Annotated in this window: 17 protein-coding genes; 8 read left to right on the top strand and 9 right to left on the bottom strand. The window is 69.6% G+C overall.

The genetic code is table 11. From position 1 onward, the window contains the following. Positions 1–54: 54 nt before the first annotated feature. The gene (locus tag JEQ17_RS31285) at positions 55–1,254 is read right to left on the bottom strand and encodes an abortive phage infection protein (protein WP_200398256.1); all 1,200 of its coding nucleotides are present in this window, start codon (positions 1,252–1,254) and stop codon (positions 55–57) included. Positions 1,255–1,481: 227 nt separating this feature from the next. Between JEQ17_RS31285 and JEQ17_RS31280 the strand changes: the two genes are divergently transcribed. Next, complete coding sequence (locus tag JEQ17_RS31280) at positions 1,482–3,173, top strand: subtype B tannase (protein ID WP_234048445.1); 1,692 nt, start codon at positions 1,482–1,484, stop codon at positions 3,171–3,173. Between the two features lie 42 nt (positions 3,174–3,215). Here the strand turns inward: JEQ17_RS31280 and JEQ17_RS31275 are convergent, their stop codons facing one another. Further along, entirely contained in the window at positions 3,216–3,674 is a 459-nt protein-coding gene (locus JEQ17_RS31275; RefSeq protein ID WP_200398255.1) for a protein-tyrosine phosphatase family protein, read from the bottom strand. Further along, positions 3,671–4,360 carry a FadR/GntR family transcriptional regulator gene (locus tag JEQ17_RS31270; protein ID WP_383393691.1) on the bottom strand — a complete coding sequence of 230 codons (690 nt, stop codon included), beginning with the start codon at positions 4,358–4,360 and terminating at the stop codon, positions 3,671–3,673. Before JEQ17_RS31270 ends, JEQ17_RS31275 begins: the two co-directional genes overlap by 4 nt. A 367-nt stretch (positions 4,361–4,727) precedes the next feature. Here JEQ17_RS31270 and JEQ17_RS31265 point away from each other — a divergent pair, with 367 nt between their 5' ends. From JEQ17_RS31265 to JEQ17_RS31245, 5 genes are all read left to right on the top strand, one after another. Next, positions 4,728–6,356 carry an ABC transporter substrate-binding protein gene (locus JEQ17_RS31265; RefSeq protein WP_200398253.1) on the top strand — a complete coding sequence of 543 codons (1,629 nt, stop codon included), beginning with the start codon at positions 4,728–4,730 and terminating at the stop codon, positions 6,354–6,356. Positions 6,357–6,455: 99 nt separating this feature from the next. Continuing rightward, positions 6,456–7,418 (top strand): ABC transporter permease, encoded by a 963-nt coding sequence (locus tag JEQ17_RS31260; RefSeq protein WP_200398252.1) that lies wholly within the window; start codon positions 6,456–6,458, stop codon positions 7,416–7,418. After that, the gene (locus JEQ17_RS31255; protein WP_200401822.1) at positions 7,418–9,490 is read left to right on the top strand and encodes a dipeptide/oligopeptide/nickel ABC transporter permease/ATP-binding protein; all 2,073 of its coding nucleotides are present in this window, start codon (positions 7,418–7,420) and stop codon (positions 9,488–9,490) included. The genes JEQ17_RS31260 and JEQ17_RS31255 overlap by 1 nt, the downstream gene beginning before the upstream one ends. 1 nt (position 9,491) lies before the next feature. Continuing rightward, positions 9,492–10,583, top strand: coding sequence for an oligopeptide/dipeptide ABC transporter ATP-binding protein (locus tag JEQ17_RS31250; protein ID WP_200398251.1), 1,092 nt, complete (start codon positions 9,492–9,494; stop codon positions 10,581–10,583). After that, on the top strand, positions 10,583–11,518 hold the full coding sequence (locus JEQ17_RS31245) for a dihydrodipicolinate synthase family protein (RefSeq protein WP_200398250.1): 936 nt from the start codon (positions 10,583–10,585) through the stop codon (positions 11,516–11,518). Before JEQ17_RS31250 ends, JEQ17_RS31245 begins: the two co-directional genes overlap by 1 nt. Before the next feature lie 239 nt (positions 11,519–11,757). Here JEQ17_RS31245 and JEQ17_RS31240 read toward each other — a convergent pair whose 3' ends face one another. The 6 genes from JEQ17_RS31240 to leuA all read right to left on the bottom strand — a co-directional run bounded on the left by JEQ17_RS31240 (position 11,758) and on the right by leuA (position 20,406). Beyond that, complete coding sequence (locus JEQ17_RS31240; protein WP_407700098.1) at positions 11,758–12,996, bottom strand: sialidase family protein; 1,239 nt, start codon at positions 12,994–12,996, stop codon at positions 11,758–11,760. A 205-nt stretch (positions 12,997–13,201) separates the two neighbouring features. Next, the gene (locus tag JEQ17_RS31235; protein ID WP_200398249.1) at positions 13,202–13,873 is read right to left on the bottom strand and encodes a response regulator; all 672 of its coding nucleotides are present in this window, start codon (positions 13,871–13,873) and stop codon (positions 13,202–13,204) included. Then, a complete protein-coding gene (locus JEQ17_RS31230; RefSeq protein WP_407700097.1) occupies positions 13,870–15,243 on the bottom strand; it encodes a sensor histidine kinase in 1,374 nt (457 codons plus the stop codon). Before JEQ17_RS31230 ends, JEQ17_RS31235 begins: the two co-directional genes overlap by 4 nt. A gap of 111 nt (positions 15,244–15,354) precedes the next feature. Continuing rightward, on the bottom strand, positions 15,355–17,475 hold the full coding sequence (locus JEQ17_RS31225; protein WP_200398248.1) for an MMPL family transporter: 2,121 nt from the start codon (positions 17,473–17,475) through the stop codon (positions 15,355–15,357). Between the two features lie 326 nt (positions 17,476–17,801). Then, the gene (locus JEQ17_RS31220; RefSeq protein WP_200398247.1) at positions 17,802–18,512 is read right to left on the bottom strand and encodes a tellurite resistance TerB family protein; all 711 of its coding nucleotides are present in this window, start codon (positions 18,510–18,512) and stop codon (positions 17,802–17,804) included. Positions 18,513–18,684: 172 nt separating this feature from the next. Then, positions 18,685–20,406, bottom strand: a complete 1,722-nt coding sequence (gene leuA, locus JEQ17_RS31215) for a 2-isopropylmalate synthase (RefSeq protein ID WP_200398246.1) — start codon at positions 20,404–20,406, stop codon at positions 18,685–18,687. A 444-nt stretch (positions 20,407–20,850) separates the two neighbouring features. On the opposite strand from leuA, the gene JEQ17_RS31210 reads away from it, so the two are divergent. Then, positions 20,851–21,921 carry a M4 family metallopeptidase gene (locus JEQ17_RS31210; RefSeq protein ID WP_200398245.1) on the top strand — a complete coding sequence of 357 codons (1,071 nt, stop codon included), beginning with the start codon at positions 20,851–20,853 and terminating at the stop codon, positions 21,919–21,921. Between the two features lie 54 nt (positions 21,922–21,975). Beyond that, the gene (locus tag JEQ17_RS31205) at positions 21,976–22,242 is read left to right on the top strand and encodes a protealysin inhibitor emfourin (RefSeq protein ID WP_143632025.1); all 267 of its coding nucleotides are present in this window, start codon (positions 21,976–21,978) and stop codon (positions 22,240–22,242) included. Positions 22,243–22,276: the final 34 nt, after the last annotated feature.

Raw genomic sequence — 22,276 nt, 5'->3', positions numbered from 1 at the left:
GCCGAAGCCTCGGCACAGCCGACACGCCCGTGAGCCCGACCGGCCACGGACCGCTCAGCGGCCCGCCCGGCCGTAGTGCCGGGCCACCGCGTGGAAGGCCTCCTTCGGCTCCCAGTGCCAGTCCGAACTCGGGTCGTCGGGGCGGTCCTTGATGGGCTTGACGATGGCGTACGAGGCCATGTCGAGGTCGTGGAGCGGCTTGTCGGGGCGGTGCGGAGAGTCGGCGGTGACGAACTCGAACGTCATCGCCGCGTGCAGGTTCATGGACTCGAAGACGTCGAGGAGATCGGTGAGGTAGGCGGCCTGTACGCGTTCACTGCGCACCACGTTCCCCTTGATTTCCGGGGGTGTCTTGCCGTAGTCGACGATGTTCCAGCCCATCCCGCCCTGTTCCGGGGCGCCGACGAACGTACAGGTGCCGAACTCGGTGATGGCGAGCGGCTTGCCCCAGCGCTGGAACTTCCTCAACTCACGGACGTAGTCGGCTCGTTGCGGGAAGTACGAGTAGTAGTCGATCCCCACGATGTCGAAGAGGTTCCAGTCGACGTTCTCGAACGTCGGGTCCTGCATGGCGGCGTAACTGAGCCTGCCGCGGAACACGGAACGCCCGACCGCCGCCGCCTTAGCGGTGAACGCGGCCAGCCGCTTCTGCAGCTTCGCCAGATCGAAGTTGCCCTTCTGCAGGTTGTCGATCCGCTCGAACACGTCGGCCCCCGGCACGATTCCCGGCACGAACAGCCAGAACTCGCAGCCGACGGCGAGGGTGACCTTGGCGCCCTGCTTCCGCAGCCGTTCCCCGTGCCGGCCCGTCTCCGCCAGGTGTTCCAGGATCTCCCGCTCCGGCACGTCCCCCAGCGTGGGCTGCAGCCAGACGTGCAGCCCGCGCCCGGCGACCTCGCTCGCCGTGGCGTTCAGCCGCTCGACCCCGTCCCCGGTGACCTCGACGGTGTCGGCGTGCAGGTCGTCCGCGATCGCCCGGACGTCGCCGCGCATCCGCCGCTCGCTCCACGCCGTCCCCGGGGTCTCCCCCGCCCCGACGGTGTAGACGACACCGCGGTGCGTGAGTCCACGCGAGCCGCCGCCTGCCGCGGCTCGCGGCGCCGGAGAGGGTGACCGGGACGGGGGCGTCGAGGCCGACGCCCCGGCGGCCGGCAGCACCGCCGCCGCTCCGACCCCCATGACCGCCGCTGCCGCCATGAACCGCGCCCTGCTCACCCCTGCGCTCTTGCCCTGGCCGTTCCCCGTGTTCTCCATGCCGCCAGTCTGTTGAGCCGGAGCACTTCTGACTGTCGGCCGATGGTCTACGGCACCCATACCAAGGGATGAGCCTCGGCCACCGGAAGTGACGGGGAGCTGTGCGCCGACCATGAATTCCTGAGCGTTCACCATGTCATCAACAGAATTGTTGACACTTTTGTCGCGACCGAATTACGTTCGCAAGTACAAGATCCGTGGACGTGGCAGTGGACGTGGGAGACATCGTGAAGCACAGGGCAGTGAAGCGCAGGAGTGTCGTCTTGGGGATCGGCGCGACCGCGGGCGTCGCGGCGGCCGGCGGCTTCGCCCTGAGCGCTCAGGCGTCCGGTGAGTCCGGCGGCTCCGGAGCGAAGGCCTCGGGCGCGGCGGGTGCCCTCGCCTTCGACAAGGACGCCTACACGGAACTGACGACGACGATCACGGACGCCGCCGGTGACGAGCACGAGGTGAAGTACCACTTCTACAAGGCCCTCACGTACGTCACGAAGCCGGTCGACGAGAAGTACCAGAGCCTGAACGTCAGCGTTCCGGTCGAGATCGACGGCAAGGCGGTGGACGCCACCGACGCCCCGATCCTCCTCGCCAACTCCGTGGGCGGTTACCTGCCGTCGTCCGTCGCGGAGGCCACCGGAGTGGGCGGCGGCGAGATGACCGGCGGCCCGGGCGGGGCGACGGGCGGCGCGAGCGCCGCGCCCACCGCCTCTGCATCCGCGTCCGCGTCGGCTTCCACGTCCGGCGGAACCGGCACCGGCTCGGGTTCGGGTTCGGGCGAAGTCCAGTCCGGCGGCAACGCGATGGTGAACGGCCAGGGCGAGATGGTCAACCTCGGCAAACTGGCCCTGGTGACGGGATACGTCGTCGTGGAGCCCGGCGCCCGCGGCCGCACCCTCGTCGACTCGGACGGCACGTACTACGGCACGGCCCCGGCCGCCATCGTGGACCTGAAGGCCGCGGTCCGGTACGTACGCGCCAACAAGGGCCGCGTCCCCGGCGACACCGACCGGATCGTCTCCTCCGGGACCAGCGCGGGCGGCGCCCTGTCCGCCCTGCTCGGCGCGTCCGGCGACAGCCCGCTCTACGACAAGTACCTCAAGGAGCTGGGCGCTGCCGACGCGAGCGACGCGATCTTCGCCAGCGGTGACTGGTGCCCGATCACCGACCTGGAACACGCCGACATGGCGTACGAGTGGAACTGGGGCGCCAACAAGCTGAGTTCGGGCTCGCCGGTCGACCGGATCGTGTCCAGGGAACTGAGCACCGCGTTCGCCGACTACCAGGCGTCCCTCAAGCTCAAGGCGAAGGGCTTCGGTACCGTCACGGCCCGCAACCTCGACGAGTACCTGGTGAAGACGTATCTGGAGCCGTCCGCCACCAAGTACCTCGCCGCCCTGTCGGACTCCGCCCGCGCGACCTACCTGGCCGCGAACACCTTCATCACCTGGTCCGGCGGCCGGGCGACCTTCTCCTGGGCCGACTTCCTCACCCACGTGGGCGCCCGGAAGAAGGACACCCCGGCGTTCGACGCCTTCGACCTCTCCTCGGGCGAGAACAACCTGTTCGGCACGGGGACCACCAAGGCCCGGCACTTCACGCTCTACAGCCTGCGCCACGAGGGCGGCACCAGCGCGCGGCTCGCCGCCGACCTGCCCGCGAAGCTCGACCTGATGAACCCGATGCACTTCATCGAGAAGCGCAACCCGGCCCGGTCGAAGCACTGGTGGATCCGGGTCGGGACCAAGGACAGCGACACCTCGCTCAGCGTCGTCGGCAACCTCGCCCTGGGCCTGGAGAACCTGGGCGACGACGTCGACGCCTTCATGTACTGGGACGGCGGACACGGCTCCAACGAGGACCCGGCCGACTTCATGGCGTGGATCGCAAAGGTGACCGGCTACAGGAAGCACTCCGCGAAGTAGCGCCCATGCCGTCCCACCCCAGAGCAGCGGGGCCCGTTCCCGTCATGAACCGGGCCCCGCTCCCTCCTCGAACCGACGTACGTACGTCCGCTGCCACGGCGTCTCCACGGCGTGGCGGTCGTAGTTCCGTCGTACGAACTCCACGGCCTCCTCGGGCGGTACGCCGTCCAGGACCGCGAGGCAGGCCAGTGCCGTGCCGGTCCGTCCGCGGCCGCCCCCGCAGGCGACCTCGATGCGCTCGCCGGAGTCCGCGGCCCGGCCCCAGGTCGCCGTCAGGACCTTCCGCGCGTCCACCCGGTCCCGGGGCAGCCAGAAGTCCGGCCACTTCAACCACCGTGTGTCCCAAGGGACTTCGGGCGGCTGTCTGCCGAGGAGATAGAGGCCGTACGTCGGCTGGACCGCCGAGGGGTCGAGCCCGTGCCGCAGCCCCCGGCCCCGCACCAGCCGCCCGGACGGCAGCCGCAGGACGCCGACCGTCCCCTCGTCCCATCCGTCGCTCATCCGACCCCCCGCGACTCCTGCGCGGCCCTGGCCTCGATACCGCGGAAATGATCCGCCATCGCCTTCTGCGCCCCCTCCACGTCTCCCGCTCTCAAGGCGATGACGATGTCACGATGGCGGCGGACCGTCACGTCGGGCGTCGGATCGTCCGTCCAGCCCCGCACACCGGCGACCCGCCGGAACACGGTCCAGAAGGCGCCCAACAGCTGTGGCACCAGGGCGTTTCCGAGTGACGCGTACAGCAACTCATGGAATTCGCGGTCCAGTTCGGGGAACGGACGGCCCGCCCGGCCCGCCTCCTCCATCCGTTCCACCACGGCCTCCAGCCGCGCCAGCTCCGCGTCCGAGAGCCTGCCCGCGACCCGCCGGACGAGCCCCTCCTCCAGTACCTCCCTGACCTGGAGTATCTCGGCCAACGCGCCTGTGTCGTCGCCCTGTTGGGCCAGCGTGCGGAAGGTCAGCCCGTCGACGAGCGGGGTCAGCGACGCCTCGCCCACATAGGTGCCGTAGCCGTGTCTGATCTCCACGATGTCGAGGGCCTGGAGTGCCTTGAGGGCCTCGCGGACGGAGTTGCGGCTGACGCCGAGGGACTCCATCAGTTCGGCCTCGGTGGGCAGGGGCGCGCCGGCCCTGAGCCTGCGGTCGAGGATCAGCTGCATGACCTCGCGCTGGATCTGACTGCTCACCCGCGGCTCACGGACCGAGCGCGCCCGGGGGAACGAGTTCCTGGGACCGGCGTCCCCGGGCCCGTCGGCCTTGGGCCGGCCGTCCTTGCGTGGGCTGTCGTTCCTGGAGCCGTCGGATACGCGCCGCTCAGACATGCGCCGCATCGTACGCGCGCGGGACATCCCACGTCCCACCTCCTGACAGGATCGGCCGTCAATCGGTGGTTGACCGTCCGTCAACTCCGCGTGTTTCACGGCGACATTGGTTGCACCTCTGGAAGAAACGGCATTCGTGCGCGCTCCCTTGACCACCCCCACGCGCCCTCTTATGGTCACGCTGCACCTATGACGTAGGACGTCGTATCTCCCACCCCTTGCTGGAGGAACCGTGCGCGACGCGACCCACGCACCGGCGCTGCACCGCCGGTCGTTCCTGAAGTACTCCGGCGCGCTGGGCGCCGCCGCCGCGATCAGCTCGACGCTCTCCGCCTGCTCGTCGGGACCGGAGTCCACGAACGAGACGGGAGGCGGGGGCGAGGGCGCCGACCGGACGCTCACCGCGGTCATCGGCTACGGCAACGACCAGAGCTGGGACCCGCTGATGACCGCCTCGGCCTTCGCGATGGCCGGCAACCACCACATCTACGAGGGGCTGCTGGACACCGACCCGATCAGCCGTGAGCCGTACGCGGCGCTCGCGACGGCCGTTCCGGCGGATCTCCAGGCGACGACCTGGAAGTTCACGCTGCGCGAGGGCGCGAAATGGCACGACGGGCAGCCCGTCACCGCCGACGACGTGGTCTTCACCTATGAGCGCGTACTGGATCCGAAGACGACGACGCTCGCCAAGAACTTCTTCGCGTCCTGGCTGAAGGAGGTGAGGAAGGTCGACGAGAAGTCGGTGGAGCTCATTCTCAAGTTCCCGTTCCCCGACGGGGCACAGCGGCTCACCCTCGCCAAGATCATGCCGAAGCACGTGTTCTCGAAGGCGGGTGCGCTGGACGAGGCCACGACCGGAAAGGCGGTCGGCTCCGGCCCGTACCGGCAGGCCGCCCACCACCCGAAGTCCAACACCACCTTCGAGGCGTTCGCGGACTACAACGGCCCCCGCAAGGCCGCCTTCAAGAAGATGAACTGGCTGACGATCGTGGACGCCGCGCCGCGCGTCGCGAAGATCTCGGGTTCGAGCGCGGGCGCGCAGATCTCCGACAACATTCCGTACGCCAATATCTCCCAGCTGGAAAAGGGTGGCCTGAAGGTCGAGGGAGGGGCGGGAATGAACCACATCTTCCTCCTCTTCAACACCGCCCACAAACCCTTCGACGACGTACGGGTGCGGCAGGCGCTGCACTGCGCCATCGACAAGGAGAAGATGATCCAGGCCGCGCTGCGCGGTCATGGAAAGGCCGCGTCGTCGTATCTCAACGAGGGAAATCCGACGTACCGGAAGGCGAAGACCGTCTACGACTACGACCCGGACAAGGCCAAGGCGCTCCTGAAGGAGGCCGGGGTCAGCGGGCTCACGGTCACGCTGATGGCGGTCAACGTGAGCTGGATCGTGGACTGCCTGCCGACCATCAAGGCCTCCTGGGACGCGATCGGCGTCAAGACCACCCTCGAACCGCAGGAAACCGCCGCGCTGTTCACGAAGCTCGACCAGAAGAAGGACTTCCAGGTCGTCGCCGCCGCGTCCAATCCGAACCAGTTCGGTCTCGACGCGGATCTGATCATGCATTACAACTACGGGCCCGGGAACACCTGGATGCGGTATGCGCGCTGGGAGAACAACTCCGTGGCGAAGGATCTGTTCAAGCGGATGGATCAGGCCACGCAGGAGCCGGATGCCGAGAAGAAGAAGACGATGACGCAGGAGTACATCGACATCGTGGCGGAGAACGCCGTGATCTATCCGGTGGTCCACAACGAGTTGATCACTGCGTGGGACTCGAAGGATCTTTCGGGTATTCGGCCTCAGCCGTATCCGGGGATAAACGTACTCCAGGCGAAGTGGGTGTAGGGGTCGTGTGGAGGCTGCGGGCCGACTGTGGCTGGTCGCGCAGTTCCCCGCGCCCCTGAAATGTTCAGCCGGTTTTAGACGCTAGGGGAGAATTCACCCGTGGTCGCGATCGTCAGAATCATTGGGCGGCGGATCGTCCTGCTCGTGCCGTTGATGCTCGGGATCATTCTGTTCGTGTTCGTCGTGATGCGGTTCTCGGACAGTGATCCGGCGTCCGCGTACTTCCAGGGCGCGAACCCGACCGAGCAGCAACTGCACGACTTCAGGGAGCGCAACGGCCTGCTGGATCCGTTCCCGGTGCGGTACTTCGACTTCGTCGGGGATCTGATCCGGGGTGACATGGGAGTCAGCGCGCTGACGCGGGCGCCGGTCGTCGACCAGGTCACCACCGCGCTGCCGCTCACCATGCAGCTGACCTTCCTGGGCCTCGGCATCGCGGTGGTGCTGTCGCTGATCGGCGGGGTCACCGCGGCGATCTACCGGGACCGGTTCCCGGACCAGCTGATCCGTGTCGTCTCCCTGACCGGTGTCGCGGCGCCCGGCTTCTGGCTGGCGCTGCTGATGATCCAGTACCTCGCGGTGGACCTGGGCTGGTTCCCGACCAGCGGATACGTCAATCCCGCCGACTCGTTCACGGGGTGGCTGAAGACTATGACGCTGCCCGCGCTGGCGCTGTCGCTGCCGGTCGCCGCCCAGCTCACCCGGATCGTCCGCACGGCGGTGGTGGAGGAGCTGGACAAGGACTACGTACGGACGGCGATCGGCAGCGGGCTGCCGCCGGTGGTCGTGGTCGGGCGGAACGTGCTGCGCAACGCCCTGATGAACCCGCTGACCGTCCTGGGTCTGCGGGTCGGCTATCTGCTCGGCGGTGCGGTCGTCATCGAGACGATCTTCAATCTGCCGGGGATGGGAAAGCTCATGATCGACGCCGTGAAGAACGGTGATCCGGCCGTCGTGCAGGGCGGTGTGCTCACGATCGCCTTCGGGTTCGTGGTCGTGAACCTCGTCATCGACATCCTCTATCTGCTGGTCAACCCGCGCCTGAGGAGTGCCGAAGCATGATGCTGATGTACCGGAAGCGGCTGGCGGAGAAGCTCTCCCTGCCCGGCATCCGCCTCAGGAGCTTCAAGCGCCTCCCCCTGATCTCACGGATCGCGGTCGTGGTCATCGGGATCGTCGTCCTCACGGCCCTGCTCGCCCCGCTGATCGCCCCGCACGACCCGCTCGACCAGGTGCCCCTCGTCGACAACGGCCACGGCGAGGGCGCGCCGTCGGGCGAGCACTGGATGGGGCAGGACAGCCTGGGCCGCGACATCCTCAGCAGGCTGATGTACGGGGCCCGTTGGTCCCTGGCGATCGGACTCGGCGCGACCGGACTCGCGCTCGTCGTGGGCGCGCTGATCGGCGCGATCGCGGCGACCTCGCGCAAGGCGGTCGACGAGACGCTGATGCGCTGCCTCGACATCGTGATGGCCTTCCCGGGCATCGCGCTCGCGGCCGTCTTCGTCGCGGTGTTCGGCGGCAGCATCCCGATCCTCATCGGCGCGATCGCGTTCCTCTACATGCCGCCGATGGCACGGGTCGTACGGGCCAACGTGATGGACCAGTACGGCGAGGACTATGTGACGGCCGAGCGGGTCATAGGAGCGCGCACTCCGCACATCGTGTGGCGGCACGTGGCCATCAACTGTGCCGCCCCGGTCCTCGTGTTCTGCACCGTGCAGGTTGCCGAGGCGATCGTCTTCGAGGCGTCGCTGTCCTTCATCGGCGCGGGGGTGCGGCCGCCGGACCCGTCCTGGGGCAGTGTCATCGCGGACGGCAAGAACATGGTGCTGACGGGCGGCTGGTGGGCGACCGTCTTCCCCGGTCTGCTGATGCTGTTCACCGTGCTCTCGCTGAACATCCTCTCCGAGGGCGTCTCGGACGCCTGGGCGGCGCCGGCCGCGCGGGACGTCGAGGCGCGCGAGGAGGAGGACCGTCTTGAGGCGCCCGAGCCCGGCAGCGGCAAGGTGCTCGAACTGCCGGGGCTGACGGAGGCGGCCCAGCGGCTGCGCACCCGGGCACGCCCTCTCCCCGAGGGCCGACCGGTGCTGAGCGTGGAGAACCTGGCCATCGGATTCGATGCCCGCCACGGGGGTGTGGACATCGTCGACGGCATCAGTTTCGACGTACAGCCCGGTGAAGTCCTGGGCCTGGTGGGCGAGTCGGGCTGCGGCAAGTCGCTGACCGCGCTCGCCGTGATGGGCCTGGAGCCGAAGGGCGCCCGGGTGCGCGGCCATGTGCGGTTCAACCAGCGGCAGTTGGTGGGCGAGCCGATGAGCGTACGCCGCAAGCTCCTGGGCCACGAGATGGCGATGATCTACCAGGACGCCCTCTCCTCGCTGAACCCGGCGATGACAATCCGCGCCCAGCTCAAGCAGGTTGTGAGGAGGGGCGGCACCCGCACGGGCGCCGAACTCCTCGAACTGGTCGGCCTGGACCCGGAACGCACCCTGCGCAGCTACCCGCACGAACTGTCCGGTGGCCAGCGCCAGCGCGTCCTCATCGCCATGGCACTCTCCCGCGACCCGAAGCTGATCGTCGCCGACGAACCGACGACCGCCCTCGACGTCACCGTGCAGGCGCAGATCATAGAGCTGCTGCTGCGGCTGCGCGCCGAACTGGACTTCGCGCTGATCCTCGTCTCGCACGACCTGGCGCTCATCGCGGACGTCACCGACCGGGTGGTCGTGATGTACGGCGGCCAGATCGTGGAGTCGGGCGTGACGGCGGACCTCGTCGAGTTCCCCTCCCACCACTACACCCGGGGGCTGCTCGGCAGTGTCCTGTCCCTTGAGTCGGCGGCCGAGCGGATGACGCAGATCAAGGGCGTCGTACCGTCGCCCGCCGACTTCCCGGCGGGCTGCCGGTTCGCCGACCGCTGCCCGATGGTGACGGACGTGTGCCGTACGACGGCTCCGCGGCTGGCGGGCCCGCCCCGCCGCCACGAGGTCGCCTGCCACCACCCGGCGATCGACCTGCCCATGCCCACGGCCTCGACCGGGCCGGCCGGATCGACGGGACTGACCGAATCAACCGAGCCGAGCGGACCGACCGGAACAGGGCCGGCCGAGGCGACGGAAGCGAGGCCGTGAGATGACCCGACGTGCCGATGGCCATGAAGTGAGCCGCCCCGAGAGCCCGCTCGTGGTGGTGTCCGACGCGCACGTCGTCCACAAGGCGCGCACCGGCGGCCTGTTCGCACGCGACCGGGTGTACGCCCTCACCGGCGCCGATCTCACCATCGCGCCCGGCGAGACGGTGGGCGTCGTCGGTGAGTCCGGCTGCGGCAAGTCGACGCTCGCCAAGGTCCTGGTGGGCGTACAGAGACCGACGTCCGGCACGGTGTCCTTCCGGGGCAGCGACCTGTGGACGATGCCCCCGGCCGAACGGCGGGTCACGGTGGGCGCCGGCACCGGCATGATCTTCCAGGACCCGTCGACGGCCCTGAACCGCCGGCTGACGGTACGGCAGATCCTGCGCGACCCCCTCGATGTGCACAGGCGGGGAACGGCCCCGCAACGGGAGGACCGCGTAAAGGAGTTGATGTCCCTGGTCGGCCTGCCCAAGGCGCTGGCGGACGGACTCCCCGGACAGCTGTCGGGCGGCCAGCGCCAACGGGTCGCCATCGCACGGGCGTTGGCCCTCGACCCCGACCTGGTGGTGGCGGACGAGCCGACGAGCGCGCTGGACGTGTCGGTGCGCGCCCAGATCCTCAACCTCCTCCTCGACCTGAAGGAACGGCTGGGCCTGGCCCTGGTCTTCGTCTCGCACGACATCCAGACCGTACGGAGGATGAGCGACCGGGTCATCACGATGTACCTCGGCCGGATCGTCGAGGAGTCCCCGGCCGACGAGGTGACGGACCGGTCCCGGCACCCGTACACACGGGCCCTCTTCTCGGCGACGCCGGGCCTGTTGGACCCGATCGACCCGATCCCGCTGGTGGGCCCCGTGCCGTCGGCCACCCGCCCGCCCAGCGGCTGCCCCTTCCGCACCCGCTGCTGGAAGGCGGACCCGGTCTGTGCCGGGACGATGCCGGACTTCGCGGCCGCGTCGAGTCCCGGGCACCGGTTTCGGTGCCACCATCCTGTGGAGGACGGCCAGTCGACACGCGACCTGGTCGCACAGGCCGTCACCACCGTTCCGGAGGCCACCGCCATGGCCGAGATGCCCAGGGAGCCCTAATGCCCATGCCCGCCCCGCTGACCGGTGTCGTACCGCCCGTCTGCACGCCCCTGACACCGGACCGCGAGGTGGACGTCCCGTCGTTGCTGAGGCTGGTCGACCACCTGGTGGGGGGCGGGGTGGACGGCCTGTTCGTCCTGGGCTCCTCGTCGGAGGCGGCATATCTGACGGACCGTCAACGTCGGCTGGTCGTCGAGTCGGTGGTGGGCCATGTGTCCGGCCGACTCCCCGTGCTCGCCGGGGCGATCGACATGACGACCCCGCGCGTCCTCGACCACGTCCGGTACGTGACGGAGGCGGGCGCCGACGCGGTGGTCGCGACGGCTCCCTTCTACACCCGCACGCACCCGGCGGAGATCGCCCGCCACTACCGGTTGATCGCTTCCCGTTGCTCTGTGCCGGTGTTCGCTTACGACCTGCCGGTCGCCGTCCACTCCAAGCTGGGCGCCGAGTCGGTGCTGGAGCTGGCGGCGGAAGGGGTGCTGGCCGGGCTCAAGGACTCCAGCGGGGACGAGGGGGGCTTCCGGGCCGTCGTGACCGGGGTCCGCGCGCATCCCGGAATCACCGGGTTCTCCGTGCTCACCGGGTCCGAGCTCGTCGTGGACAGTGCGTTGGCGATGGGAGCGGACGGGGCGGTGCCGGGGCTCGCGAACGTGGATCCGCACGGGTATGTGCGGCTGTACCGCCTCTGCCGTGAGGGGGACTGGGAGCGGGCGCGGGCCGAGCAGGAGCGGTTGTGTTCGTTGTTCGGGATGGTGCGGGTGGGGGATGCGGGGCGGATGGGTGGCAGCTCATCGGCCCTGGGCGCCTTCAAGGCCGCCCTGCACCTACGCGGCATCATCACCTCCCCCACCACCGCCGACCCCCAGATCCCCCTGTCCCCGGAGGAGACGGAAGGGGTGGGGAAGTTCTTGGCGGGGGCGGGTCTGCTGTAAAGAGTTCCTCGCCCCCGCCGCCCCTACCCATTCCCGTCCCTGACTCAGGGGCTACGCCCCCGAACCCCCAAAAGACCAAAAGACTGCGCAGTTCCCCGCGCCCCTAGGTACCTAGGGGCGCGGGGAACTGCGCGAGCAACCCACGACGGCCCGCAGCCAAAAACGAACCCCACGGGGTCTGGGGCGGAGCCCCAGGGGACGGGACGGGTAGGGGCGGCGGGGGCGAGAGAAAACCCCCGCTACCCCCTCAGCTCGCCCACCGGCACCCGCCTGAACTCAATCCCCTCGTACATCCCCGTGACCCCCGTCTCGTAGAGGACCCCGACCCGGTCGGAACCCAGTTGCACGAGGTCGGAGTACGCGGCCGGCCGCGTGGAGAGCGTCTTCGCCTTGGTGAAGGAGTGCCCCGCGTCCGAGCTGCGCCACACCGCCATGGACTGCCGAACCGTCGGCACGGACGGCCCGGAGAAGAGCAACGGAGCCGCCCCCCGCCCGCCCCCGACCAACTGCAGCACACTCCCCTGCACCACCGGCACGTCATTGAGCGTCGGCTGAATCAGATAGGGCCGGTCGAGCGTCACACCCCCGTCGCTGGAGTAGCCGTCGAGCCGGTTCCCCACACTGCTCCCGTGCTGATCCCGCGCACTGAAGTACAGCCGCCCATCGGGCAGTTGGGCCACGGCGTTCTCGTTGGCGTTGTCGACCCCGTCGTACGAGTCGTCCACGAACCCGACCCGCCACGTCACCCCACCGTCATCGCTGTAGATCGCGTGCGCCCCGTAGTACTTGGCCTCCTGCCCGGTGTCGGCGGAGCCGGCCGCAGGCGAGGCCGAGTGGTTGGAGGGCACGACGAGCCGCCCGGCGTGCGGCCCCCGGGTCAGCGCCACCGCATGCCCCGGCCCGGTGGCGTACCACCGCCACCCCGGCAGCTTCACCGCCCCGGTGATGTCCCGGGGCGCGCTGAATCGACGCCCGTCGTCCCGGCTCGTCTGCACGAAGACCCGCCGGCTCTGCTCGGCCGTGACCTCCCCGCGCATGATCTGCGCCTCGGTCACAGCACCGCTGTTGTAGGACGTGAGGAGGACGACCTTCCCGGTACGGGGGTCGACGACGGGCGCCGGATTGCCGCGCGTGTCCCCCTTCCCGGCCGCGACGACGGACAGCGGCCCCCAGGTGCAGCCACCGTCGAAGGACCGTCTGAGGACGACGTCGATGTTCCCGGTGTCCCCGGCACCGTCGCGTCTGCCCTCGGCGAAGGCGAGCACGGCACCCGTCCGGGTCGTGACCGTGGCGGGGATGCGGTAGGTGTCGTACCCGTTCTGCCCGGCCGCGTACGGAACGGAGGAGACACACCCCCGCGACGGCCGTTCCGCGGCGGACGCGGTACCGGTGGACACGAATCCGGAGGCGAGTCCGACGGTGAGCCCCGCGACACCGGCAAGGGCGATCGGACGAGGACGACGACGTGTGGAAGCCACGGTTTCTCCTGAGAACGCACAGAGGCGGACGTGAGACAGCGGACACGGGACGCGAGGGAACATAGGACGTGGGATGTCCTTGTGAAGGGTGAAACTAGTGCGCACCGAGGGACAGAGCAATGCCCGTGCAACCACGGGGAGTTGAGGGACCGTACAACAGGTCCCCGGAACGCGGCCTGAACCCGACCCGAACTCGGCCCGAAGCTCAGACAGTCCCGGGTATCACAAGCCCCGACTCGTACGCCACGATCACCAGCTGCGCCCGGTCCCGCGCCCCCAACTTGCCCATGATCCGGCTGACATGGGTCTTCGCGGTCAGCGGACTGAGTCCCAACGCGTCGGCGATCTCAGAGTTGTTGAGACCGCGCGCGACCAGCGCGAGCACCTGTCGTTCCCGCTCGGACAGCCCGCTCGGCCCGCCCACCGCGGACGTCGTCGCGGTGTCCGGCGCGCGCAGAAAGCGGGCGATGAGCCGCGAGGTGGGACCGGGCGAGAGGAGGGACTCCCCCGCGGCCACCGTCCGGATGGCGTCGAGGAGTTCGGCCGGCTTGATGTCCTTCACGAGGAAGCCGGACGCCCCGGCCCGCAGTGCCTCGACGATGTGCTCGTCGGTGTCGTACGTCGTCAGGACGAGCACCTTCACCCCCGCGAGATCCTCGTCGGCGGCGATGAGCCGGGTCGCCTCGATCCCGTCCAGGTCGGGCATGCGGATGTCCATCACGATCAGATCGGCCCGCGCAGACCGGGCCAGCGCCACCGCCTCCCGCCCGGTCCCCGCCTCGGCGACGACCTCCATGTCCCCGGCCGACGAGACGAGCATCGCGAAGGAGGCCCGTACGAGGTTCTGGTCGTCGGCAAGCAGTACGCGGATCGTCATCGAGCCTCGCCCTCCCGGGACAGCGGCAGTGTGGCGGTCACCTCGAAGCCCTTGGCGGGCCCCGGTCCGGCGTCCAGTGTGCCGCCCACGCTACGGGCCCGCTCCCGCATTCCGACGAGCCCGAACCCCGGCGTGCCGTCGGACGGGCCCGCACCGCCGCCCGCGTCCGTGGCCCCGCCCGTCCCGTCGTCCGTGACGCTCACCCGCAGCGCGCCGTCCGCGGTCCACAGACCCACCCGCACGGTGAGGTCCTCGCGGCCGCCGTGACGTACGGCGTTGGTGAGCGCCTCCTGCACGATCCGGTACGCGGCGGCGCCCACGGAGGGCGGTATGCCGTCCGCGCGGACGGACAGTTCGACCTTGGCCCCGGCCACCCGGCCGGTCTCCGCGAGACCGGCCAGTCCGTCGATCCCGGGCAGCGGCCCCCGCATGTCCTCGGTCCCGGAAACGGATCCGGAACCGGAACCGGAACCGACGGCCGCCCCCAGCTCTCCGCCCACTCCCACGACCGTGTCGTGCGCCCGCAGCACCTCCAGCGTCGTACGCAGCTCCCCCCGGGCGGTCCGGCAGGTCCCCGCGATGTCGTCCAGTGCCTGGGCGACGGCCTTGCGGTCGAGGCGCTCGGGGTCGGCGGTGAGGACGTGGGCCGCCACGGACGTCTGCACGCCGATGAGCGTGATGCTGTGGGCGAGCAGGTCGTGCAGGTCCCGGGCGATCCGCAGCCGTTCCTCGGCGACGCGGCGCCTGGCCTCCTCCTCGCGGGTGCGTTCGGCGCGCTCGGCCCGCTCGACGATGGAGGCCACGTACCGGCGGTAGTAGCGGACGTCGATCCCGATGAACAGGACCGCGATGATCCAGCCGGAGATCCGCAGGAACTCCAGCGCCCCCTTCGGGTTGGTGAGGCCGTTGATGATCACTGTCGGGCCGAGGACGGCGACACCGGTGAGCAGCGTGCGGCGTACGGTGCCGGTCGCCGCGACCGTGTAGAGCGCCAGGAGGGTCGCGGGGATGGGCAGGGCGTGGTTGTTGTCGAGGGCGTGGTACGGCACCACGCAGGCCGCCACCCCCAGCAGGGCCACCAGCGGACGGTGGCGCCGCCAGACGAGGGGCACGTGCCCGGCGAGCAGCAGCGTCCAGCCGATCGGGTCGGGCCAGGTCCCCTCGCCGCCCATCAGGGCTATGGCGACGGCGAGCACGGCGACGCCCAGCGCGAGGAACGCGTCGTTGCGGGTGCGGTGCGGCGCGGTCATCGGTTCGCGGTTGATGGCGGACATGATGCGCTCGACGCGACGGGACCGCCCGCCTCCGCCGGCCGCCGTCTCCGCCGCCGACCGGTCGCGTGCCCCTGTGGTCGTTCCCCGTTCTTCCACGGCTCCATCTTCCGGTACTCGTGCGGGAACCCGGGCGCCCCTCCGGAAGGAGAGGCGCCCGGGCGAGCCCGCCGGATCAAGGTGCTCGATCAGCGTGTTCGATCAGCGTGCTCAGGGCGCACCGACCGTTTCCGGCTGCCGTGGCGGCTCGGTCGGTCCGGCCGGTCCGGTCCGTTCGGCCTGCTCGGGCTCCCGTGAGAGCACGCCCGGCCACCACACCTTCCGGCCCAGGGCGACGCTGGCGCTGGTCACCAGGTACGTCCGTACGAGGAAGGTGTCGAGCAGGACGCCGACGGCGATCACGAAGCCGAGCTGGACCAGCTGCACCAGGCCCATGTTCGTCAGCACGGCGAAGGTCGCGGCGAGGACGAGTCCGGCGGAGGCGATGACGCCGCCGGTGGTGCGCAGCGCGGTGAGCGCGGCGGTGGCCGGTTCCGCTCCCGCCAGGGACTCCTCCCTCATCCGGTGCATGAGGAAGATGCCGTAGTCGACGCCCAGGGCGACCAGGAACACGAAGGACAGCAGGCCGAGCCCCGGATCGGTGCCCTCGAAGCCGAGCAGCGGTCCGAAGACCAGTCCGCCGATCCCGAGGGAGGCACCCCACACCGCGACGACCGCGACCACCAGGAGCAGCGGTGCGACCAGACTCCGCAGCAGCCCGATCAGTATGAGCATCACGGAGACGAGGACGAGTGGTACGACGATCTTCGTGTCCCGGGCGTTGGTGTCCTCCAGGTCGATCTGCTGGGCGCTGGCCCCGCCGACATAGGAGCCCTTCAGTTCGTCCCGCAGGGACTTGATGGTGGCGGTCTCCCCCGCCGACTGGGGCGCGCTCTTGGCGAAGACGGAGATCTCGGTCCAGCCGTCTCCCGTACGCCCCTTCTCCGCGCTGTCGACTCCGGGCGTGCCGCGGACGGCCGCGAGGGTCTCGTCGGCGCGGCCCTGCGGGGTGACCACGTCGATGGGCTGGCTGCCGCTCTCGGGATAGGACTTGGCGAGGGTCTCCATCGCGACGACGGCCTCGGGCTTGTCGACGAAGGAGTCCTCCTGCTTGACCGGTCCCGGCAGGTTGAGCGAGCCCAGAGCGAGGGCGCCGAGCAGTACGGCACCGCTGGCGAGCACGGTCAGCGGCCTGCGTCCGGCCGAGCTGCCCATCGCCGAGAACAGGCTCCGCCGCTGCTTGGGCGTGCTCCCGAAGGCCGGCACGAGCGGCCAGAAAACGCGCCGTCCGACCAGTACGAGGATGGCGGGGAGCAGGGTCAGCATCGCGATCAGCGCGCACAGCACTCCGACGGTGCCGAGCGGGCCCATGCCGCGGCTGCTGTTGAGGTCGGCGGCGAGCAGGCACAGCAGTCCGGCGGCGACGGTGCCGGAGGAGGCGAGCACGGCGGGCCCGCAGCCGCGCAGGGCGGCGACCATGGCCTCGTACGGGCGCTCGATGCGCCGCAGTTCCTCCCGGTAGCGCGAGACGAGCAGCAGCGCGTAGTCCGTGCCCGCCCCGAACACAAGGATCGTCATCACGCCCGAGCTCTGGCCCGAGACGGTCGTGCCGAAGGCCTGGTTGAGGCCGTAGGCGACACCCATCGACATGAAGTCGGCGATCCCGGCGACGACGAGGGGCACGAGCCACAGCACGGGGCTGCGGTAGATCAGGATCAGCAGGATCGCGACGACGGCGACGGTGGTGTAGAGCAGCGGTCCGCCGAGCGAGTTGTAGACCTCGGCGGCGTCGGTGGCCAGCGCGCCGGTGCCGCCCACCTCGACGCTCAACCCGCCTTCGCCCTGGGCGACTTCGCGGACGTCGTTGACGAGTTCGTCCCGCAGCTCCTCGTTGGTCCCGGGCTCGTTGCTGGCGACCGGGTACATCAGGGTCGTGCCGTCCTTGGACGGAATCCCCTTCGGAGCACCGCCGATCAGCTCGTGCTGCCTGCTGATCTCCGCGACCTGCCCGGCGGCGGTCTCACGGTCGGCGGCGCTGAGCCCGCCGTCCCGGTGGTAGACGAGCACCATCTCGGTGGTCTCGCCCCCGGGCAACTCCTCCTGGATCTTCGCCACTTGCGTCGAGTCGGCGCTCGCCGGCAGGTAGTCGGTGACCCGGTCGTGCTGCACGTCGGCGAGCTTCGCCGCGAACGGTCCGACGAGCGCGATCACGGCAATCCACAGCCCGAGCACCGCCCATGGAACGGCTCGCCTGCGTCCCGTCCTCGTCGTGGTTGTCTGTCCGGCCCCCATTGACCGATCTCCCTCCGGGTGACGTCTGCTTAGGTCCCCAGACTTCCGGTGAAGACCACGGCTTTCGTCGGGCGGGAGGGCGAGGTACCGCGTACTGCCGGGGGCGACGGCGGGTACGGATTACTCCCCGGGGAGTAGTCGACGGCGCCCCGCCCCGTTGGGGGCACGGGTTCCGGGGGAGCAACAATCCGCGCCCCGCAAGGGGCGCGTGGAACTGCGCGACCAGCCCCCACCGGGCCCGCAGCAGAAATCACTCCCCGCCGGGAGGGCGCCGGCCGGGAGGGCGCCGGCCGGGAGGGCGCAAGGGGCCCGGGATCACCCAGGGGTCACGACGGCGTCCGCGCCGCCGTGAGCAACCGAGTCACATCATCCGCACAGATCGTCAGCGCAGCGCCCACCGTCGCGAGAGTCTCGCGCTCGGCAGGCGTGTAAGGCCCGTCCGCAAGAGCGATACGAGCACCCTGGAGAAGGATGGCCTCGCGCCCACCGGGAGCCAGGTGGGGAGCCAGCGGATCCAGCGCCTCATGGAGCTCTATGGCCAGACCGGGCCCACAGGGCTCCCCGAAGATCCGGCCGGTGTCGGCCGCGAGCGCCTCGACGAGGGCCGCGAGCTGCTCCTCGGTGCAGTCGTCGAAACCGGCCGAGCGGACGGCGCTCGCGGCGGTCTCCAGGGACGTACGGGAGCAGGTGCCGCCGGCGGCCAGGACGGCGAGGGCGACGGTGTGGACGGCGTCGCGGAGCATCGCCGAGAAGCGGGTCGTGGTGGGGTGGTCGAGGACGTCCGCGCTGTAGTGCTGGCCGCAGGCCGCGCACTCGACGACGGGACCCGTCTCACCGCGCGGGAGGACCGGGACGCCGAGGCAGGTGAAGCGGCGGCGGCCGGTGAGGCGCTGGTAGTTGCGGTCGCCTCCGCAGCCGGGGCAGAAGAACTCGCCGTCGCCGACGGTGGTCCACGCCGTACGGGTTCCGAGGATGCGCGAAACGCCCATGGAGCCGGCGCGGACAAACCGGCCGTTTCGTCCCCGTCCTGGCAGCACGTCGCACCTCCGTAACCCCGCGGCAACATCGCCGCGTTGGCGTGATGTTAGCCACATTGTTGAGGAAGAGTCAGTACCCAGGGCGAGACCACTCTGTGACATGGCTTGATACACGCCGCGGTCCCGCCCGCCTGTGAGGCGGACGGGACCGGAGAAACGCAGGTGAACGGCCTTATCGGGTCGCGCGGTTGACCGCGGAGACCACGGCCTTCAGCGAGGCGCGTGTCGTATTCGCGTCGATGCCGATTCCCCACAGCACCTTGTCGCCGATCGCGACCTCGATGTACGAGGCGGCCTGCGCGGACGCGCCCTCGCTCATCGTGTGCTCCTGGTAGTCGAGCAGCCGGGCGTCGATCCCAATGCCCTGCAGGGCGTGGAAGAACGCCGAGATCGGGCCGTTTCCGGTACCGACCAGAACGGTCTCGGTGCCGTCCACCTCGGCCTCGACGGTGAGCGTGTCGACACCGTCACGGTCGGTCGTGGACTGGCCGTTGCTGACCTGGATACGGCCCCAGGGGTTCTGGGCGTTCGGCAGGTACTCGTCCTGGAAGACCGCCCAGATGTCCTTGCCGGTGACCTCGCCGCCCTCGGCGTCGGTCTTCGCCTGAATGATCTTCGAGAACTCGATCTGCATCCGCCGCGGCAGGTCCAGCTTGTGGTCGTTCTTCAGGACGTACGCGATACCGCCCTTGCCGGACTGCGAGTTGACCCGGATGACCGCCTCGTACGACCGCCCGACGTCCTTCGGGTCGATCGGCAGATACGGAACCGCCCACTCGATGTCGTCCACGGTGACGCCCTTCGCGGCCGCGTCGGCCTCCATGGCGTCGAACCCCTTCTTGATGGCGTCCTGATGGGAGCCCGAGAAGGACGTGTAGACCAGATCCCCCACGTACGGGTGGCGCGGGTGGACCTCCATCTGGTTGCAGTACTCCGCCGTCCGCCGCACCTCGTCGATGTCCGAGAAGTCGATCTGCGGATCCACACCCTGCGAGAACAGGTTCATCCCCAGCGTCACCAGATCGACATTGCCCGTCCGCTCGCCCTGCCCGAACAGACAGCCCTCGATACGGTCCGCCCCGGCCATCAGCGCCAGCTCGGCCGCCGCGACAGCCGTACCCCGGTCGTTGTGCGGGTGAACGGACAGACAGACGTACTCACGACGGGACAGGTTCCGCGACATCCACTCGAAGCGGTCCGCGTGTGTCGACGGCGTCGAACGCTCCACCGTGGCAGGCAGGTTGAGGATGATCTCGCGGCCCGGACCCGGCTGCCAGACGTCCATGACCGCCTCACAGACCTCCAGCGCGAAGTCCAGCTCGGTGTCCGTGAAGATCTCCGGCGAGTACTGGTAGCCGAAGGTCGTCTCGGGGCCCAGCAGCTTCTCCGCGTACTCCACGACCAGCCGGGTGCCGTCGACGGCGATCTGCTTGATGTCGTCCTTGGAACCGCGGAAGACGACCCGGCGGAAGACCGGGGCGGTGGCGTTGTAGAGGTGGACGGTGGCGCGCTTGGCGCCCTTCAGCGACTCGACGGTCCGCTCGATGAGGTCCTCGCGGGCCTGGGTCAGTACGGAGATCGTGACGTCGTCCGGAATCGCGCCCGGCTCCTCGACGATCGAGCGCACGAACGCGAAATCGGTCTCGCCGGAGGCGGGGAAACCGACCTCGATCTCCTTGTAGCCCATCTTCACCAGCAGGTCGAACATCTCGCGCTTTCGCGCGGGCGACATGGGGTCGATCAGGGCTTGATTGCCGTCACGCAGGTCGGTGGAGAGCCAGCGGGGGGCGACGGTGATCCGGTTGCCCGGCCACGTACGGTCGGCGATGTCGACCTGGTCGTACGGGCGGTACTTGTGGATCGGCATGGAGGTGGGCTGCTGGCGGTTCGCCATGATGCGAGGGGCTCCTCTTGGTCCGCTTGATCCTCGGAGAGAATCCGAGGGACGGCCGACGGCGCAACGCCGAACTCCGCGGGGAGGGGGTCGGCCTCGACTACAGGCCCTCGCCGCGGCAGCTAAGGAGAAGCAGCCCGAAACGCATGATGCTCCGCATGCTAGCCGAGCCAAGCCCCACGCGAGGGTCCGTATCAGTATGCGGGACGCCAGGGAATCGCGTCACAAAAGGTGCACAAGGTCACATCACCGCACATCGGCACACTTCCCCTTCGGGGCTCGGGGTCCGTGTTCTTTCAGGGGCGCGGGGAACTGCGCGACAAGCCCCCACCGGGCCCGCACCCGTAACACAACGCTCACCCCACAGCCCCTCTTATCCCCGCATTTCACCAATCATGGTTGCCTCTAGTGACAGCCAAGTCACACAGTGCAATGGTGCCGACCATGACGACAAACGGGGGCTTTGAGCCCGTCTTCTGCACGATCGTCCCACCGCACGTCCTCGACACCCTGGCCCAGGCCGAGGACCCCGCCCTCGCCGGCAAGGCACGCCGCACCCTGGAGCGCGACGCCTTCGAGCGCACCCACCGCCGCCTGACCACGGTCATCGGCGCGCCCACCCTGGCCCCGCCGAAGGGCGCCGCCGAGGACAGGCCGAACCGCACGATCCACGACGCGAAGCACAAGCAGGACCTGCCCGGAAAGAAGGTCCGCGGCGAGGGCGACAAGCCGGGCAAGGACGCCACGGTCAACCGTGCGTACGCCGGCCTGGGCGCGACCTTCGAGCTGTTCCAGAAGGCGTACGAACGGAACTCGATCAACGCCGAGGGGCTGCCGCTCAACGCGACCGTGCACTTCGGCGAGGACTACAACAACGCCTTCTGGAACGGCGAGCAGATGGTCTTCGGCGACGGTGACGGCGAGATCTTCCTCGACTTCACCATCCCGGTCGACGTCATCGGCCACGAGCTGGCCCACGGCGTCACGCAGTACACGGCGAACCTCACGTACTTCGGCCAGCCGGGTGCCCTGAACGAGCACTTCTCGGACGTCTTCGGCGCGCTCATCAAGCAGTACACGCTCGGCCAGACCGCCGCCGAGGCCGACTGGCTGATCGGCGCGGGCCTGCTGGCCCCGCGCGTCACGGGCACGGCCCTGCGCTCGATGAAGGCCCCGGGCACGGCGTACGACGACGACGTGCTCGGCAAGGACCCGCAGCCCGCCACGATGGACGACTACGTGCAGACGGGCCGTGACAACGGCGGTGTCCACATCAACTCGGGCATCCCCAACCACGCCTTCTACCTCGCGGCGACCGCGCTCGGCGGGCACGCGTGGGAGCGCGCGGGACGGATCTGGTACGACGTGCTGACCGGCGGCGAACTGGGCTCGAAGGCCAACTTCACGGACTTCGCGACGCTGACCGTGGCCAAGGCCCGCGCTTCGTTCGGCGAGGGCGACGAACTGCAGGCGGTGACGAAGGCGTGGGAGCAGGTCGGGGTACGAACCCTGTGACCGTGACTCGCGCCGCCGTTCCGTAGGGGAGCCGTTTCGTACTAGACAGGACCCATGCGTATTCAGGTGAGGCGCACGGGCGGATTCGCGGGTATCGAGCGGTACGCCGAGGTGGAGACCTCGGGCCGCGTCGACGCCCAGGAGTGGCACGCCCTGGCCGAACAGGCGATCACATCCGGCCGGGGCACGCCTCCCATAGGCGTTCCGGACGGCTTCAGCTACCAGATCACCGTCAACGGCAGGACGGTGTACTGCGCGGACCCCCGCCTGACAGAGGAACAACGAAAACTGATCTCAAGAGTCCTCAAGGAGGGCGCGTAACAAGGGCGCCGGACAGGGAAGGCCGTGGGGGGGG

Origin of the sequence: Streptomyces liliifuscus (assembly GCF_016598615.1) — a bacterium.
Lineage (GTDB): Bacteria > Actinomycetota > Actinomycetes > Streptomycetales > Streptomycetaceae > Streptomyces > Streptomyces liliifuscus.
This window is presented reverse-complemented; position numbering and strand designations above follow the sequence as displayed.

Bases quoted from the DNA above. Each gene is read 5' to 3' on its own strand.
- JEQ17_RS31245 (WP_200398250.1), top strand. From the start codon at position 10,583: ATGCCCATGCCCGCCCCGCTGACCGGTGTCGTACCGCCCGTCTGCACG.
- JEQ17_RS31210 (WP_200398245.1), top strand. From the start codon at position 20,851: ATGACGACAAACGGGGGCTTTGAGCCCGTCTTCTGCACGATCGTCCCA.
- JEQ17_RS31235 (WP_200398249.1), bottom strand. From the start codon at position 13,873: ATGACGATCCGCGTACTGCTTGCCGACGACCAGAACCTCGTACGGGCC.
- JEQ17_RS31250 (WP_200398251.1), top strand. From the start codon at position 9,492: ATGACCCGACGTGCCGATGGCCATGAAGTGAGCCGCCCCGAGAGCCCG.
- leuA (WP_200398246.1), bottom strand. From the start codon at position 20,406: ATGGCGAACCGCCAGCAGCCCACCTCCATGCCGATCCACAAGTACCGC.
- JEQ17_RS31285 (WP_200398256.1), bottom strand. From the start codon at position 1,254: ATGGAGAACACGGGGAACGGCCAGGGCAAGAGCGCAGGGGTGAGCAGG.
- JEQ17_RS31275 (WP_200398255.1), bottom strand. From the start codon at position 3,674: ATGAGCGACGGATGGGACGAGGGGACGGTCGGCGTCCTGCGGCTGCCG.
- JEQ17_RS31225 (WP_200398248.1), bottom strand. From the start codon at position 17,475: ATGGGGGCCGGACAGACAACCACGACGAGGACGGGACGCAGGCGAGCC.
- JEQ17_RS31255 (WP_200401822.1), top strand. From the start codon at position 7,418: ATGCTGATGTACCGGAAGCGGCTGGCGGAGAAGCTCTCCCTGCCCGGC.
- JEQ17_RS31205 (WP_143632025.1), top strand. From the start codon at position 21,976: ATGCGTATTCAGGTGAGGCGCACGGGCGGATTCGCGGGTATCGAGCGG.